Annotated in this window: 13 protein-coding genes; 10 read left to right on the top strand and 3 right to left on the bottom strand. The window is 45.2% G+C overall.

Going from position 1 to position 17448, the window contains the following annotated elements:
- The first annotated feature begins 8 nt into the window (after nucleotides 1–8).
- From H6G17_RS07270 to H6G17_RS07260, 3 genes are all read left to right on the top strand, one after another.
- Nucleotides 9–1037, top strand: a complete 1029-nt coding sequence (locus H6G17_RS07270) for an AraC family transcriptional regulator (protein ID WP_192155614.1) — start codon at nucleotides 9–11, stop codon at nucleotides 1035–1037.
- A 137-nt stretch (nucleotides 1038–1174) separates the two neighbouring features.
- Complete coding sequence (locus H6G17_RS07265) at nucleotides 1175–3841, top strand: TonB-dependent siderophore receptor (RefSeq protein WP_192155612.1); 2667 nt, start codon at nucleotides 1175–1177, stop codon at nucleotides 3839–3841.
- 124 nt (nucleotides 3842–3965) lie between these two features.
- Entirely contained in the window at nucleotides 3966–5096 is a 1131-nt protein-coding gene (locus tag H6G17_RS07260; protein ID WP_206757147.1) for a PepSY-associated TM helix domain-containing protein, read from the top strand.
- 133 nt (nucleotides 5097–5229) lie between these two features.
- Here the strand turns inward: H6G17_RS07260 and H6G17_RS07255 are convergent, their stop codons facing one another.
- From H6G17_RS07255 to H6G17_RS07245, 3 genes are all read right to left on the bottom strand, one after another.
- Entirely contained in the window at nucleotides 5230–6813 is a 1584-nt protein-coding gene (locus H6G17_RS07255; RefSeq protein WP_192155795.1) for a HAMP domain-containing sensor histidine kinase, read from the bottom strand.
- Nucleotides 6814–7056: 243 nt separating this feature from the next.
- On the bottom strand, nucleotides 7057–8985 hold the full coding sequence (locus tag H6G17_RS07250) for an alpha-amylase family glycosyl hydrolase (protein WP_192155608.1): 1929 nt from the start codon (nucleotides 8983–8985) through the stop codon (nucleotides 7057–7059).
- 413 nt (nucleotides 8986–9398) lie between these two features.
- Entirely contained in the window at nucleotides 9399–9596 is a 198-nt protein-coding gene (locus H6G17_RS07245; protein WP_015153918.1) for a hypothetical protein, read from the bottom strand.
- Between the two features lie 309 nt (nucleotides 9597–9905).
- On the opposite strand from H6G17_RS07245, the gene ffh reads away from it, so the two are divergent.
- The 7 genes from ffh (at nucleotide 9906) to H6G17_RS07210 (ending at nucleotide 17345) form a co-directional block, all read left to right on the top strand.
- A complete protein-coding gene (gene ffh / locus H6G17_RS07240) occupies nucleotides 9906–11369 on the top strand; it encodes a signal recognition particle protein (RefSeq protein WP_192155606.1) in 1464 nt (487 codons plus the stop codon).
- A 164-nt stretch (nucleotides 11370–11533) separates the two neighbouring features.
- Nucleotides 11534–11806: a 30S ribosomal protein S16 gene (rpsP, locus tag H6G17_RS07235; protein ID WP_015153916.1), complete on the top strand. Its 273-nt coding sequence runs from the start codon at nucleotides 11534–11536 to the stop codon at nucleotides 11804–11806.
- A complete protein-coding gene (locus H6G17_RS07230; RefSeq protein ID WP_192155605.1) occupies nucleotides 11757–12206 on the top strand; it encodes a KH domain-containing protein in 450 nt (149 codons plus the stop codon). Before rpsP ends, H6G17_RS07230 begins: the two co-directional genes overlap by 50 nt.
- Nucleotides 12207–12323: 117 nt before the next feature.
- Nucleotides 12324–13277 (top strand): PhoH family protein, encoded by a 954-nt coding sequence (locus tag H6G17_RS07225; RefSeq protein ID WP_015153914.1) that lies wholly within the window; start codon nucleotides 12324–12326, stop codon nucleotides 13275–13277.
- 417 nt (nucleotides 13278–13694) lie between these two features.
- On the top strand, nucleotides 13695–14675 hold the full coding sequence (locus H6G17_RS07220; RefSeq protein WP_192155604.1) for an ABC transporter substrate-binding protein: 981 nt from the start codon (nucleotides 13695–13697) through the stop codon (nucleotides 14673–14675).
- Nucleotides 14676–14814: 139 nt separating this feature from the next.
- Nucleotides 14815–16347: a sugar ABC transporter ATP-binding protein gene (locus H6G17_RS07215; RefSeq protein WP_192155603.1), complete on the top strand. Its 1533-nt coding sequence runs from the start codon at nucleotides 14815–14817 to the stop codon at nucleotides 16345–16347.
- Nucleotides 16344–17345, top strand: coding sequence for a ribose ABC transporter permease (locus H6G17_RS07210; protein WP_192155601.1), 1002 nt, complete (start codon nucleotides 16344–16346; stop codon nucleotides 17343–17345). The genes H6G17_RS07215 and H6G17_RS07210 overlap by 4 nt, the downstream gene beginning before the upstream one ends.
- Nucleotides 17346–17448 lie beyond the last annotated feature (103 nt).

Raw genomic sequence — 17448 nt, 5'->3', positions numbered from 1 at the left:
GGGTGAAAATGGAAACGCTAAATGAGGCACAATACGAACAACGGCATTTAGAAAGCTGTCAAGATTATGAGTTGATTCTTAATACTAAAGGGTACGATTGCATTGAGAAATATTGCGATCGCTATGTTAAAAAAAAGTGTCGCGAAATTCTGCTACCTTCTGGAAACAATCTTCAGATTCTCGATTTGACTTGGCTTCATGATTTAAGCACAGAAGTCGAACACGATTGCGCTGAAACTCTAACGGCAAAATTTTATCTTGCCGGAAATCTTAGAACCATCACGCCTGGAATTAAAGATAAATATGTCAAAGACGATTATCTTGAAAAAACAGGTGAAAATTACTTATTCTACCTACCAGAAATCGCGGAAATCGAGCAAGCTAAAGCCGAAACTGCTGAGATATTAATTAGAATTACTTTTGACTTAAATTTCTTTAGGTCGTTTAATACAGACTCGGAATCTCTACCCGAACCGTTACAATCGCTGCTAGAAACTGACACTCCCCCTCGGTTTCACCTTCCAGTAGGAAAAATTACCCCGCCAATGCACCTTGCCTTGCAGCAAATTCTTCATTGTCCTCATCAAGGTGTGATGCAACGGATGTATTTAGAAAGCAAGGTACTCGAACTGCTATCTTTGCAGTTAACTCAACTTGTCGAAAGCTATGGAAAGCGACAAGCCAATAGTCTCAAACCAACTGACGTAGAGCGAATTTACCAAGCAAGAGAAATTCTCATTCAACATCAGGTTAACCCACCTGCGCTGATCGACTTGGCGCAACAAGTTGGACTGAATCACATGAAGTTGGAACAAGGCTTTCGCGCGATCTTCGGTACAACGGTATTTGGCTATTTGCGCGACTACCGCTTGCAGCAAGCATACGTATTGTTGCGGGATGGCAAGCTGAATGTAGAGACAGTAGCACATAAAGTTGGGTATTCCCATTTAGGTCATTTTGCTAACGCCTTCCGGCGCAAGTTTGGCATAACTCCTGGTGCTTGTCGTGCTGGCAAAAAGATTGTTACTGAGTTGTAACTTTTCTGCTATGGATCGAAATTTATCTTCTATGGCATAGACTTGGGTTTCGGTAATTACGTAGACTACTCACTGGCTTATTTGCAAATCTTTTTTGATAGTGATTTGTGTCAAGATTGCTGTGAGGAGTATAGTAAGTGTTGCAACCTGGACAATGTGGAATTTTGAGCTTGAAAGCTTCTTGGCTGCTTGCTGTTTTGCTAGTCACTCAGCCAGCGATCGCTAAAACTAACGCAGGAACTGAGGTAGATTTAGCAGCAACGATGTCTAGCCAGATGCAAACTAATCTCAAGAAAGATGATAAAAGTTTTCGTACTAATGCTCAAGTCGCGGCTCAGCCACAGTCGGATGCGGCGGGTAAGTCAAATGTGGTGCAAGTAACGGGTGTGAGGCTGAATCCAACGCCAAACGGCTTGGAAATGATTTTAGAAACTACAGATGGAACCATACCCCAGATCTTGACTTATGGCTACCAACAGACTTGGGTAGCAAATATTATCAACGCCCAACTGCGTCTACCCGAAGGTAATATCTTTCGTCAAAATAATCCAGTTGCAGGCATTACTTCTGTCACTGTTAGCCAACTTGCTACTAGCAGTATTCGAGTCACGGTGACAGGGACATCGATACCCACAGGACAGATAGTAACAAGGAATCGCACCTTGGTACTGAGTTTAACTGCACCCACAACCCCTACAGCCCAAACACCGCCAGCGCCAGCAACACCGCCAGCGCCAAAACCGGATATTCAGCCAAAACCAGAGGCAACACCACCAGAACCAGAGAATATACAACAGCCATCCCAGCCAGCACCAGAGGAAGAAGAAATTGTGGTGACAGGGGAACGAGAAGTAGAAGGATATAATGCACCGGATGCATCAACTGCTACCAAAACGGATACACCTTTACGGAACATTCCCCAATCGATTCAAGTCATTCCCCGTCAGGTGATTGAAGACCAGCAAGTCACTGAAATTTCAGATGCCCTGCGAAACGTTTCAGGTGTGACTCCACGAGTAGATTATGGCTTTTCGTATACCTACAATATTCGAGGATTTAGCGATTCTAGAACCTTGAGAAATGGATTCCGTATTGAAGCGCCAACAATTGCTCCTAGTGGCATCGATCGAGTGGAAGTTTTGAAGGGTCCAGCTTCAGTATTGTACGGTCAAGTAGAGCCAGGGGGAATTATAAATTTTGTTACCAAAAAACCCCTCAGCAATCCTTACTATGCAGCTGAGTTTACGGCTGGAAGCTATGACTTTTACGAGCCATCTATTGACTTTTCTGGACCATTGACTACTGATGGAAAACTATTATATCGCTTGAATGCCTCTTACCAAAACTTTAGTAGTTTCATAGATTTTGTCGATGGAGAAATTCTCTCGATCGCACCTGTAATTAGCTACAAAATTGGCGATGCAACTACTCTAACTTTAGAGTATGAATATTTATATTCCGATCGCACGTACAATGATGGGCTTCCAATAGATCCAGTTACATTTGAGCTTCCCATTAGTCGATATTTGGGAGAACCAGGCGATCGCATTGATGAGACTACCAATAATCTCATCCTCAGCTTTGACCATCGCTTTGACGACAATATTAGTCTTCGTACTGCTTTTGGAGCTTCTTTTTCGGAAGGGGAAGATGTAGCTTGTCGAGTGTCTGAGTACGATCCAGAAACTCAGGAAGTATCTCGATTTTGTGTCATAGATGGCTCTGAATATGACGATGTTTATTCTTGGCAAACCGATTTGATGGCTAAATTTAACACAGGGTCAGTGCAGCATCAACTACTACTGGGGCTAGAGCTATCTCAGCGCAATAACGGCTATGAAAATATTGAGGCTGGTGGAACTAACATTAATGTCTTCGACCCCGTGTATGGCGAACCGATTCCACCTCTAGAATACTCTTTTAAAGACGATTTAACTTCTAACGCGGTTGGGTTGTATCTACAAGATCAGATCGCGTTATTGCCCAATCTAAAACTACTAATAGGAGGCAGATTTGATTTTACAAGTTTTGAATCTAGGGGTTACGAACAAACTGTAGGAGAAGAACGAATTGACAGGTCTAACGAGTTTGAGGACGATGCATTTTCCCCGCGTGTGGGATTAGTTTATCAACCGATTGAACCGATTTCTCTCTATGCCAGTTATAGCCGTTCTTTTGTTCCCAATAATACGACAACAGCTAGTGGAGAACTAATTGAGCCAACTCGTGGCACGCAATACGAAGCCGGAGTTAAAGCCGAAATAGGAAATCTCTCAGCAACTTTAGCGGCTTATGAAATAACTAAAACCAATATTTTGACACCCGATCCCGACAACCCAGATTTCTCAATTGGAGTAGGAGAAGTAAAAAGTCGCGGGATTGAATTCGATCTAGGAGGAGAAATTTTACCTGGATGGAACATAGTTGCCTCTGGTTTTATTAATGATGCCTTTGTGACTGAAGATAACAATCTTCCTGTTGATGACGTACTCACAAATGCTCCAGCAGAAGGAGCTAGTTTATGGACGACTTATGAAATTCAACGTGGCAATTTACAAGGATTAGGTTTTGGTGTGGGAGTATTTTATGTAGGCGATCGCGAGGCTGAATTACCTAACGATCTCGTACTCCCCTCTTACGTGCGTGCCGATGCCAGTATTTTCTACAAGCGCGATAACTGGAGAGTGGGGCTAAATTTCAAGAATTTATTTGATACCAAATACTACGAATCATCTCAGAATACCGCCTTAATTTACCCAGGTGCGCCTTTTACAGTTTTGGGAACTGTGGCGGTGGAATTTTGACTCCCCTAACCCCTCGCTTTGCCAAGGAGAGGAAAACCGCAGGTGGAGTGAGGCTTTGTGTGCCAGCGAAATCTACCATTTTTGAAACTATATATGCTGTATGCGTACAAAAAGACTTCGTGATTTGGTATTTTCAATTCACCGTTATATCGGCTTAGCTGTCGGGTTAATCTTAATTCTGATTGGCATCACAGGCAGTCTGCTTGTGTTTCACTCAGATATTGACGATTGGATTGTGTCTCAACAATTTGGGGTAGTTATTCCCCAAGGACAACCAATATCAATCGATCGCACCGTGGAAATTGCTCAAGCGGCTCGTCCGCAATGGAAAGCTGTAAGCGTTTCCATCCCAAAAAGCGATCGCTACCCCTTCAATGTTGTGATGGAAGAACCGAATGTAAATCCAGATATTTATCTCGACGGCGCTCATCAAGTATTCGTCAATCCCTATACAGAAAAAGTGATGGGCGATCGCTTGGAAAGATTCAGCTACTATCGCTTTTTGCTCAACATACACTATCGTTTGTTTATCGAACAGCCCGGAGTCATTTTAACAGGAATTGTAGCTTTGTTTCTCCTGGTTGCCGCAATCACAGGCACTTTATTGTGGTCTGGTTGGCGCAAACTTTCAACCGGATTTAAAATCAAGTGGAAGGCGCATATCAAGCGACGAAACTTCGATTTGCACAAGGTTATTGGAATTACAACAGCAGTTTTTCTCTCACTCACTGCGATTACAGGCTTCGGTTGGAACTTTGCAGATTTTACCTATCCGGCGATTCGGGCATTGACATTTAGCCCAACTCCCAACGACGATCCCGTTACTTCCAAGCCAAGATCGGGACAAGCACCCATAACGCTTGCTAAAGCAGTCGAGCAAGCCAAAACTGTACTACCAGGAATGCAGCGAATTTCTGTAGATTTGCCTCTGTCCGAAACAGGAGCGATTTCAATCTACGGCTTGTATGGCGAAAGCTGGTCAACTTATGGTGTAGCACACATCGATCGCTACAGCGGAAAAGTTCTTCAAGTTGAAGATTCACGACAGCCCAAATCGCTAGGCGATCGCATTATTAACTCATTTTTCGATCTGCACGTCGGTACATTTTGGGGTTTACCATCGCGCTTTCTCTACGTTTTAGTAGGACTTGCACCCTTAGTTCTATTCGTTACTGGCGTTGTCATGTGGCAGCATCGCCGCGAGAATAAGAATAAAAGTAAGTCGGTAAAAATACCAGTAACCAGCGATCGATAAGCAATCGATAAGCAATCGGTGTAATTGGCGATCGATCCCTACCTTCAACTCATTACCTTCTATTCAAATATACGGGCGGGTTTAACCGCAGCATCATTTATGTGATGACAGGTATCCTCAAAAAAACCCGCCCCTACGACTCCCCACTCCCAAATAGGGGGAGAAACACTGTCAATACTTCTCCTTGTTGTGGTTTCTGACGCACGATCAATTTGCCTCCAATCGATTGAAATAGGTGCTTAGTAGCATTGAGATTGAGGCTGATACAGCCTGTTTCGGGTTGAAAGGTTAGCAACTGACCGAGAGATTTGCCAATTGACGTGACAGAGAAACTTTGTGCGGCTTCGTCATCTTCTCCTGGAAGTTGCGAAAATAACTGTAGCTTGAGTTGATCGCCAGCAGGAATGACCTGCACCTGAATTTGACTGCCAGCGGGTAGGCTGCGAGTAAAATTCTCGATTAATCCTGTCAGTACCCGATCGAGCATACTAGGATGGCTGATCACCGTTGGCATTTGCTGCGGCAAAATCACATCTAAAGTCATGCTGCGGCGTTTCGCACTGTGTTGCCAGCGGGGAATACTTTGCTGCAACAACTGTTCTAAAGATGTGGCAATCAAATAATTATTATTGTTGCTATCTGAAGCAGATGTTTCTAGTTCCGCCGCTTGAAACATCAACTCCATGCGATCGATTTGTTCTCGACATTCGTGTTCGATCGCCTCTAAGCGTTTTTGCACATCGCTAGACAAGTCTCGTCGCTTCAATAACAGGCGAATCAGCGTGCGAATTGTCGTCAAAGGCGTGCGAACTTCGTGGGCAAATGCTTGCAGGAGTTCTAAATCGGGACGGGAATGGGGAGTTGGGAGTCGGGAGTCGGGAGTCGGGAGTTGAAAGTCAAGAACATTATCGTTGCTCTTGACTTTTGATTTTTGACTTTTGACTTTTGCATTGTCCCCTTGTCCTTCCTCTGGTTCTGGCAAATGCTTTAGTAACAGACGGCTAAATTGAGCCACGATCCGGTAATCTGGGGCAACGGGAGCATATTTATGGGCGATCGCATCGAGTTGCAATAGTAGATATCGGGAGCTAGTGAGAGCAACTCGCGCCCGAAGCGTCTGCCATGCCTGCGCAACTATCTCCGGTTCAAATGCAAACATAAATACTGGGTCGTTATTGCCATCTACCCCAGCAACCATCACCAAGCTAAAACTATCTGTCAAAACTAAGCAAAACTGTTCCTTTGCTAGCGGATCTCCCGGTAGCAAGGGTATAGTCGTACTACCAGGGGGATCGATTTCTACTGCTACAGGTAAAGGATCGGATGTTGCTTGAGACTTGGCTACATCAGACTTGGTTGCAGCTGGCGGGAGTTGAAACGGTCTTCCTCCAGACAACTTCAGCCACTCTGCGGTAAACACTCCAGTTTGAAAGTTAGCTAGCAACTCCTTTTGACTCAAAATTGGTGCTGGACCAGCTAAAACGATGCCTCGATCGCCTTTAAATCCTAAAGAGTTTGATAATGGGGAACCAAGACTATCTAACAATAGCTGTTCGAGTGCCGCGATCGCCGCACTCCACTCTTTCACGACTTTGAGCCGTTTAGATGCAGCACTGGTATGGCGAATGACTTCTGTTTCCAACTCTGGAGTGTAACAGCCAACCTCATCCGCTCTGCTCTTGGTAATAATTTCCCTTATAGTTGGTAAAGTCCACATTTGCACCAGCGATCGCCCCCTCTCACAGCTAGCAACTCTCCGTTCCGTTCCGCTTTTCTAGACAGTTCCACTTTTGCTACTCACTAAGAGAGTATCGAGATTTTGGCACTAGCGACAGGCGTAAAACCGAACTTTAGTCTTCGCAATTTCCTGAATTAGGGAGCAGAGAGCAGGGGAAAGAGAGCAGAGGAGCAGAGGGACAGAGGAGCGACCAACAACCATCAACCATCAATCCTCAACCAATTACGATTCTCTCCCAGATGCCCAGAGATCTCGCCACTTAACCGTCCCTTCGCTAGCAACAACCCAACGTCGAGCCACGATATTTTCTCGTAATGGCGATTGCCCTTCCCGCAATATGGCATATTTGTAAGTAATTAACTTACCAGCGCTCTCCTCGAAGGGAATTTCCGCAAACCAAGTATTGGCATTGATGTACTCTAGGGGGTAAGCCTTGCCAATATCCCAGTTTCCTAGTTCTGGACAATCGCCCATCACCACAATTCTCTCACCTAGTTGAGTGTTGACCCCATTTAATTGCACTCTAACTAAAGTTTTAGCTTTTGCCCTTTCACCGATATGGCTGAGAACGATGACATCTCTCGATCCCAGTTCTAAATTGCGGATCTCGCCGTTCTCCACTGTAAATTTGCGCCGCGTTAACACGCAAGTATGCTCGCCATCTGGTAAGTCTGTCATGACTGTATCAATCGTGACGGCTTCACCCCGAGTCATGGCAACAAAGCAGGTACACTCACCATATCTTCTGACATAGCAGTAGACATCTGGGGTAATATATCGCTGCTGATGGCTACCAACCGATACAGCTGGGTTGAGTCGCCGCAAGCCAGAAAGCAAGCGAATATAACGATAGATTTCAGTATCGTTGTCCCAACTCGTCATCATCGGTCGGTTGTAGGGATCGTTTCCGCCATTTGTATCGTCGTGAAGATACTGTTCCGTACCGTAGTAGATGCAAGGGATACCACGAGATGTCATGATTAGAGCGATCGCCACTCGTAGCATTTCAGGGTCGGGATTGAGCGACTGGAAACGTGGCAGATCGTGATTGTCAATAAAAGTGACTAACTCTGTTGCCCCGTTGTAGCGATAATCTAGATCGAAAATGTCCTGAATCAGTTGAAATCCACTCTCTGCTCCTTTTGCCAAAGCATCTCGCAGGGCTATACATAGCCCAAAATCGAGCATCGACATTCCCGAACAGTTGGCAAATTCTACCGAAAGATCGTCAAGTGGATGGCTAAAAATCCATTCACCAAAGACAAAAACATCCGGTCTATGGGCTTGAATATCGGCGATAAACTCTTGCCAAAACCAAATTGGCATATGTTTCACCGTATCTACCCGCAAAGCATCCACGCCTCGATCTAGCCACTGCTTAATCGCCGATTTGATGTAGTTGCGATATTCGTTGTTATTTTCGTTAAATGTGGCTAAACCGGAAAGTTCGCAGTTTTGTACTTGCCATTCATCTTCCCAATTGGATACTTCACCGTAATGATGATACCAATGATCTTTATCATCGTTAAAGTCAGCAATTTTTACGCCATCGTCATATAATTCTCCCTTGACTCCGCTAATGTCAGGGCTACTGTGGTTGCAGACAATATCGAGAATTAATTTCATCTTTCGCTTGTGCAGTTCGTCAATCAAGCGATCGAAGGTGGTATTTCTAGTCTCTTGAGTTTTGTTCAGGGATGGCTCTTCATCTTGACCGATAAATCGCGGATTCAAGCGTTTGAAGTCTTTCGTCCAGTAGCCGTGAATTGCCGCACTTTCGATAAATAAATCTTCAATTTGCTCGAATAAAGGAGTTAGCCAAATTGCTGTCACTCCCATGCCTTTAAGATAGTCGAGTTTGTCAATAATACCTTGTAAGTCACCACCCCAATATTTGCCCCACTCTTGCTTAGTTGGATCGTAAATTTCTGGGTTGGGACCTTCGCTATTGTTTGGATCGCCATCATAAAAGCGATCGACTACCACAAAGTAAATGGTTTCTTGACGAAATTCGATATCTCTGGTGTAAAGAAATTCTAGATCGATCTCTGTTTCTTGTTGAGGTGCTGTAATTAAAGTATCTATTTCTACTTTTGGATCGGTCAATTCGTGTTGAGCAGGAGTAGCTTTAACCGTGGGAAGTGCTTCCATAAGGTTTACTGAGTTCTATATTTTTCAAATTGCGAGCGCATTTCTATGCACGAGTTGGTTTTGCTGTTGGCTCCTGTCGTTTTTCAGCGAGATAACATGCCAACCATCTTTTTACAGGCAATTGTTAAAATATGTTAATCACTAAAACTCTATCATCTATCGTGCGAAGTAATTTTATAGTGACTTTAGCACTTTGGAGAAGCAAAACGTTGTTTGTCACTAGAAGATTTAGTGTCGGCAGCGGGTTCACTACTCAATCTTGACTTAGCAATTCTCTGTAGAGTTATTCCCGGTATCTGTACTCAACTGCAAAATGTTAGCTCCCCTCAAAACTGCGATCGCCAGGCAATTTTGAGGGGAGCTTTATGTTATTTAACAAATTTAGCAAACTTTCTTCACATAAAAATCGCCATCTAGCTCATAGAAGAACCACTGCGATCGTAGTTAGCCGAGAAGGTGGGGTGGGGTTTGCCTTGAATATGATTCCAATATTCTGTCGTACCTTCAAAACCAATTTCAGCTGCTGCACGGTTCAACATCGATTGCTGACGGTTTTTGACTACGTGGTGGTGACGCATCATCAACGCCCGAGCTTGTTCTTGAGTAGACATAATTTATTCCTCTTTATATTTTTCTGTTTACTTTCACTTTTTTAATATAGCAGGTAATTCTGTATCTAAAAATACAAAATAGCTATTTTTAATATTTCTTAACATTATTCTCAGAAAAGCGAGGAGTGAGGAGCGAAGGGATAAGAGAGTTGAGAAAGCTGAGGGAGAGTTGCCCAGAATTACAATCCAAAATCTAAAATCTAAAATTGATTCACGCACCACGCACCACGCACCACTCACCACTCATAATGGAAATAGTGGATAAAATTTGCTTTCCCAAAATCCGATCGCCGTTTTACTTGATGAAATATGTTTGATGCACTTGCCGATCGCCTAGAATCTGCCTGGAAAAAGCTGCGGGGACAAGATAAGATTTCCCCTGCCAATATTCAAGAGGCATTGCGGGAGGTACGCCGCGCCTTATTGGAGGCGGATGTCAATTTGCAGGTAGTCAAAGATTTTATTGCTGAAGTAGAAACTAAGGCACAAGGAGCCGAGGTACTTTCCGGTGTTAGACCCGACCAGCAATTCATCAAAGTTGTTTATGACGAACTAGTAGAAGTGATGGGGGAAACCAACGTTCCCCTAGCACAGGCAGACGCAGCCCCTACCATTGTTTTGATGGCAGGTTTGCAGGGGACAGGAAAAACCACCGCTACAGCAAAATTAGCGTTGCATCTACGTAAGCAAGACCTCAGTTGCTTGATGGTAGCGACAGACGTGTATCGTCCTGCTGCGATCGATCAGTTGGTGACTCTGGGTAAGCAAATTGACGTACCCGTGTTTGAAATGGGTAGCAATGCCGACCCCGTAGAGATTGCGCGACAAGGTGTCGAACAAGCCAAAGCACAAGGGGTAGATACAGTTATTATCGATACCGCTGGTCGCCTGCAAATTGACCAAGACATGATGGCGGAGTTGATTCGTGTTAGAGAAGCCGTGCAACCCCACGAAACGCTGTTGGTAGTGGATGCGATGACGGGTCAAGAAGCAGCCAATCTCACCCGCACTTTCCACGAACAAGTCGGTATTACTGGGGCAATTCTCACCAAGCTGGACGGTGACAGCCGAGGTGGAGCAGCGCTTTCAGTTCGACGAATCTCGGGACAGCCGATTAAGTTCGTCGGTGTCGGGGAAAAAGTAGAAGCACTACAACCCTTTTACCCCGATCGCATGGCATCGCGGATTTTAGGTATGGGCGACGTGCTGACGCTCGTAGAAAAAGCCCAAGAAGAATTTGACCTTGCCGATGCTGAGAAAATGCAAGAGAAAATTCTCTCGGCAAAATTTGACTTCACCGACTTTCTGAAGCAGATGCGGCTGCTGAAGAACATGGGTTCTTTGGGAGGCATCATGAAGCTAATTCCTGGCATGAATAAGATGTCGGACGACCAGCTGAAGCAGGGTGAAACCCAGCTCAAGCGCTGCGAAGCGATGATCAATTCCATGACAAAGCAGGAACGTAAAGACCCCGATCTATTATCTAGTTCCCCCAGCCGTCGCCGCCGGATTGCCAGAGGTTCTGGTTACAAAGAAAGCGACGTGAGCAAACTGGTGAGCGACTTCCAGAGAATGCGAGCCATGATGCAGCAGATGGGTCAAGGCGGCGGCTTCCCAGGTATGCCTAATCTATTCGGTGGTGGCGGTGGTATGGGCGATCCCTATGCTGCTGGTAGTCGTCCTACTCCTCCTGGTTGGCGGGGCTACGCTAGCGGCGCACCCGCTAAGAAAAAGAAAAAAGAGAAGAAGAAAAAGGGATTTGGGACTCTGTGAGTGGTGAATGGTGAGTGTAAAGAGGCAATAAGTCTTCCCTGCTCCCTGCTCGTGCGCTCCCTGCTCGTGCGCTCCCTGCTCGTGCGCTCCCTCCTAACTGTGATATGATGATCTATTCAGTGAATACAATCTATTAGCCGCCTACAGGAGAAGTTAACCCCAGTATGATCAAACTGCGATTGAAGCGATACGGTAAAAAGCGGGAAGCAAGTTACCGCATTGTGGCGATAAAAAGCAGCGCTCGGCGCGAAGGTCGTGCTTTGGAAGAGCTGGGATTCTACAACCCCAGAACTGACGAAACTAAGCTAGATGTGCCAGGAATCGTAAGGCGGCTCCAACAAGGTGCTCAACCTACTGATACCGTGCGTCACATTTTACAAAAAGCTAATGTTTTTGAACAGCTCAATACCGCAGCCAGCCAATCAACCAACTCATAAGGGCGATCGCACTATAAGTTCAGATCGACAACCAGATTACGCTAAACTAGCGCAATTTCTGATTCAGCCGTTTTTGGAGTCTCCCAACTCGCTAAGCGTGGATTGTGAGTTCTTCCCTAGTACGGCAAAGGTTTGGCTTAGAGTCGCCTTTGAAGGTGAAGACAAGGGGCGAGTTTTTGGTCGCGGCGGACGCAATATTCAAAATATTCGCACGGTTATTGCTGCTGCTGCTGCTATGTCAGGGCATTCAGTATATCTGGATATTTACGGTAGCCAAGCTTTTAATGGTGCGACGAGTGGGGAAGAAACCGGACGTTCATCAGATCGTTCATCTGCGCCAAAATTGAGGGAACAGCGAGGTGAGAGTCCCAAACCCGTGCAAAAACCTCGTTCTCATTAGTCGTTGGTTGATGGTTACCGCTCGTTTGTAGCTAGTAAGCTAGAAAGGACAAATGACTGATGGCGTAGGGCAAAGCCCTTCCCATAGGGTACGACCAATGACAAATAGAAAACTGGTATGGCAGAGCCTTTAACGATCGCGCTACCAACTCAAGCTGGCGCGATCGCTTTAGCCGGAGAAAATGAAGAAAATTTGAAAACCCTGGCGCGACTCACAGGTGCTACAGTTGTGTTGCGCGGGCAAGAGTTATATATTTACGGCACGGAAAAACAAATTGAGCTAAGCCAGCAGTTAGTGCGATCGCTCGAAGACCTTTGGAGTCAAGGTAAAAGTATTTCAAATGCAGATATCCTGACGGCGCGTCAAGCATTAGATACCCATCGCCAAGGCGAACTGCAAGAATTACAGCGAGACGTTCTCGCTCGTACCCGTCGCGGCGATGAAGTCAGGGCAAAAACTTTTCGCCAGCGTCAGTATATTCAATACATTCGCACTCATGACTTGACATTTTGCTCTGGTCCTGCTGGTACTGGTAAGACTTATTTAGCAGTGGTAATTGCTGCCCAAGCTTTGTTAGCAAATCAGTACGAACGGTTAATTTTAACTCGTCCAGCCGTGGAAGCTGGGGAAAAACTGGGCTTTTTACCAGGGGATTTGCAACAAAAAGTCGATCCGTTTCTCCGTCCCCTCTACGACGCATTGTATGAGTTTATCGACCAAGAAAAAATGGCTAACTTAATGGAACGGGGAGTCATTGAAGTAGCTCCTCTAGCATATATGCGGGGTCGCACGCTGAATAATGCTTTTGTGATTGTAGATGAGGCGCAGAACACGACACCAGCCCAGATGAAAATGGTGTTAACGCGGTTGGGATTCCGTTCGCGCATGGTTGTGACTGGGGACATGACTCAGACTGACTTACCTTTGCAACAACAATCAGGGTTAACAGTAGCGTTGAAGATTTTGCAACATCTCGAAGGAATTGCTTTTTGCGAGTTTTCTCAAAAAGATGTCGTTCGCAATCCTTTAGTGCAAAGAATTGTTGCGGCTTACGAGCAGTACGAGAAATAATTGCTGTTGATTTACCACGGATACTCCGGCTCAAAATATTTTCTCTACTCAGAGATATAGCAAATCAAGCCGCGATAAAATATATTTTTCTCTTTAGCATTCTTGCATTCAGATATTCTGATAAATAGACATTCGGTCAATTCAATATTTACAATTTTTAATTTAATTTTTGTTTCTGGTTTAAATAATTTGAAGCAACTTTTGATATCAAACAGCACTTATCTATACGAGTCTCAACAAATTTTAGGGAGATCGCGCATTCAACCTACTTTCAAGATATAAGCTTTAAGATAGATGTATAACATTTAATAAAAAAATCAAAATAATAATTCTGCATACTAAAAAAATTGCCTGAAATCTCGATCGCATCTCGCAATATAGATTCGGTCTGACTATTTTTAAAAGCTGGTTGAAAAAATGAAAGGGAAAAAAGCCGCGATCGCCATTGGTCTATTAGGCGCGATCGGTAGTGCCATTGTTGCTTGCTCGCCAGATAGCCAAAATAACTCTACAGCGCAAATCAATCCAAACACAAAACTGCGATCGCTGGCAATTACTGTAGGCGATCTCAGCAATCCCTTCTTTGTCTTGATGGGAAGAGGTGCGGAATCTGAGGCTAAGAAAATTGCTGGAGAAGGGGTACGAACTGCTGTTGTTTCTAGCGGTTACGACCTCAACTTGCAATTCAATCAAATCGAAAACTTTATTGCCGCTAACACGGACTTAATCCTGCTAAATGCTGGCGATAGTGAGGGCATTGCAGCTGCTGTGGAAAAAGCCAAACAAGCAGGCATTACCGTAATCGCAGTTGATACAGGTGCGGGTGGTGGCGTAGATGCTACTGTCACCTCTAATAATCTGCAAGCAGGGCAGATTAGCTGTCAGTATATTGCCGATCGCCTCAAAGGGAAAGGCAATGTTGTAATTGTGAATGGTCCGCCAGTACAATCTGTATTCGATCGCGTCAAAGGTTGCGAACAAGTCTTTGCTCAGTACCCCAACATCAAAATACTTTCTAAAGACCAAAACGCAGAAGGTAGCAGAGATGGTGGTTTAAGGGTCATGAGTGACTTGCTGACATCATTTAACAAAATTGATGCCGTATTTGCGATCAACGATCCGAGCGGAGTTGGTGCAGAACTAGCAGCCAAGCAAGCCAGACGCAACGAGTTTTTCATTGTCGGCGTAGATGGCGCACCGGAAGCAAAACAAGCAATTGAAGACCCCAATAGTATTTTTGTTGCGACTGCTGCTCAAGATCCACTGGGCATGACGCAAACAGCCGTTCGAGTTGGTAACGACATTCTCAATGGCAAGAAGCCGAAGAATCCCGACATTTTGATTCCTGTCAGGCTAATTACCAGAGACAACGTCAAAGACTATAAAGGCTGGCAGTAAGAATTCGGAATTCGGAATTCGGAATTATTTTTAACTTCTCTTGACTTCTGTAAGGACGGGTTTGACGGCAGAACTCTCTGTTGTTTGACAGCTATCTTCAAAAAACCTGCCCCTACAACTCCCGACTCTCGCAATTTTTATGACAACAACAACATCCCCTCCCATCCCTCGGTTAGAAATGCGAGGCATTACCAAGAAATTTCATGGTGTAACTGCCTTGGAAAATGTCAATTTGACTATTTATCCAGGTGAAATTCACGCTCTGATGGGCGAGAATGGCGCGGGTAAAAGTACGTTGATGAAAATTCTGGCTGGGGCATACGACACAGATGCAGGTGAAATTCGCATTAACGGCGACCCAGTAAAAATTTCCGATCCTAGTGCTGCAAAACTTGCAGGAATTGCGCTGATTTATCAAGAATTGAATCTCGCCCCCAACTTGACTGTAGCTGAAAACATCTTCATGGGTAGCGAGTTAACTAAAGGATATTTCCTCGATCGCGATCGGATGAATCAGGAAGCAGCAGCAGTCCTCAACAGTTTGGGAGCGAGTTTTCAGCCAGAAGACACGGTGTCTCGCCTCTCGATTGCCGAACAGCAACAAGTCGAGATTGCGCGGGCGCTCAAGGACAATAGCCGCATCCTAATTATGGATGAGCCAACCGCAGCGCTTTCAGACCGCGAGACAGAACAACTATTTGAGTTAATTCGCAAGCTGCGAGACAACGGCATTGCCATTATCTACATCAGTCATCGCATGGAAGAAATTTACGCGCTTGCCGATCGCATTAGCGTTTTGCGAGATGGCGAGTACGTAGGCAGTTTAGAACGCCAGGAGATCTCTAGCGAGCGCTTGGTACAAATGATGGTAGGCAGACCTTTGCAAGACTTGTTTGAGAAACAGCCCGGAAAAACCATCGGTTCAGTCGTACTAGAGGTAAAAAACATGAGCGATGGTGGCAAAATTCAGCCTGCAAGTTTAACACTACACGCAGGAGAAATTGTCGGCTTGGCAGGACTGGTAGGTGCAGGACGTACGGAATTATGTCGGTTAATTTTCGGTGCCGACCCCAAGACAAGTGGCGAAGTGATTTTAGATGGTAAACATCTCAACATCAATCAACCCAGCGATGCGATCGCCGCTGGTATTGGTTACGTGCCAGAAGACCGCAAAGAACAGGGCTTATTTCTCGAAATGAGCTGCCGCAAGAATATTGCAATTAACCTGCTCAAACGGGAAGCAAAAGTAGGCACGATCAGCCCATTACGAATTAACCAAATTGCCTCAGCCGCAGTCGATAACTTTAATATTCGGCTAGCAGAACTAGGCATTAGAGCCTTAGATTTATCTGGTGGCAACCAACAGAAACTGCTGCTAGCAAGATGGTTGGCAATTAAGCCTAAAGTTTTGATGTTAGACGAACCCACAAGGGGTGTAGATATTGGGGCAAAAAGCGAGATTTATCGCATCATTAGCGACTTAGCAGCCCAAGGAGTTGCAATTCTAATGGTTTCGAGCGAACTACCCGAAATTATTGGGATGAGCGATCGCGTTTTGGTGATGCGAGAAGGGCGTTTAGTTGGCGAACTAAACAGTACTAACGGCGAGAAAATTACGCAAGAAAAGATTATGACTTACGCCACCGGAGCAATTGAGGGAGAAAAATTATGAGTCAAATCCAATCAAAACCAATGCGAGGCAGATCGAGCGATCGCCCCAAGGGAGGTAGGCGTAAATCTGCAAGTAACCTGGTTCAGGTAGTAGGAATTCTACCGATTCTGGCGCTGATTTGCATTCTCTTCGCCTTACTCACGCCTAACTTTCTGACCACAGGCAACATAGTCAATATATTCCGGCAAGCATCGATCAACATCGTGCTAGCAACAGGGATGACGTTTGTAATCCTTACGGGCGGAATCGATCTTTCGGTTGGTTCTATCCTGGGAGTAACAGCTGTAGTTGGCGTACTAACATCACTCATACCAGGAGTCGGCTGGCTGGCGGTTCCCGTTGCTTTACTCGCAGGCTTGGGTTTGGGCTTAATTAACGGTGCTTTAATTGCCTTTCTTGACCTGCCACCTTTCATTGTCACTCTAGGTGCGCTCACGGCTCTGCGAGGGGCTGCTTATTTAATTGCCAGCGGTACAACCGTAATCAACCGCGACCTCAACTTTGCTTGGATCGGGATTAATTACTTAGGACCAGTTCCTTGGTTAGTGGTAATTGCGTTGCTGACAGTGGTAGCTAGCTGGTTTATTCTCCGCCGCACTATTTTGGGAATGCAGATCTATGCAGTGGGTGGCAATCAACAGGCGGCAAGACTAACGGGAATTAAGGTCAAGCGAGTACTGTTATTTGTTTACGGTGTCAGTGGCTTGCTCTCCGGCTTAGCGGGAATTATGAGCGCCAGCCGTCTTTACAGTGCTACGGGAATGCTAGGGAATGGATACGAACTCGATGCGATCGCGGCTGTAATTTTGGGCGGAACCAGCTTCTCGGGTGGGATTGGCACTATCTGGGGAACTCTGCTTGGTGCGTTAATCATTGCCACCCTCAATAACGGACTAACTTTGTTGAATATGTCATTCTTCTGGCAGTTAGTTGTCAAGGGTTTAGTCATTATTGTTGCCGTCACAATCGATCGCCTCCGCAGACGCTCGAGAAGATAAATTCTAGATTTGGGATTTTGGGTTTAATTTAAAATCCCCAATCTATTGCTAGCAATTCTCGATTGTGTACATGACATTGGTAGGGGCGCACAGCTGTGCACCC

It is taken from the genome of Chroococcidiopsis sp. [FACHB-1243], assembly GCF_014696895.1.
Taxonomy (GTDB): Bacteria; Cyanobacteriota; Cyanobacteriia; order Cyanobacteriales; family Chroococcidiopsidaceae; genus Chroococcidiopsis.
The sequence above is the reverse complement of the archived record's forward strand: the minus strand, read 5'-3'. Positions and strand labels throughout refer to the sequence as shown.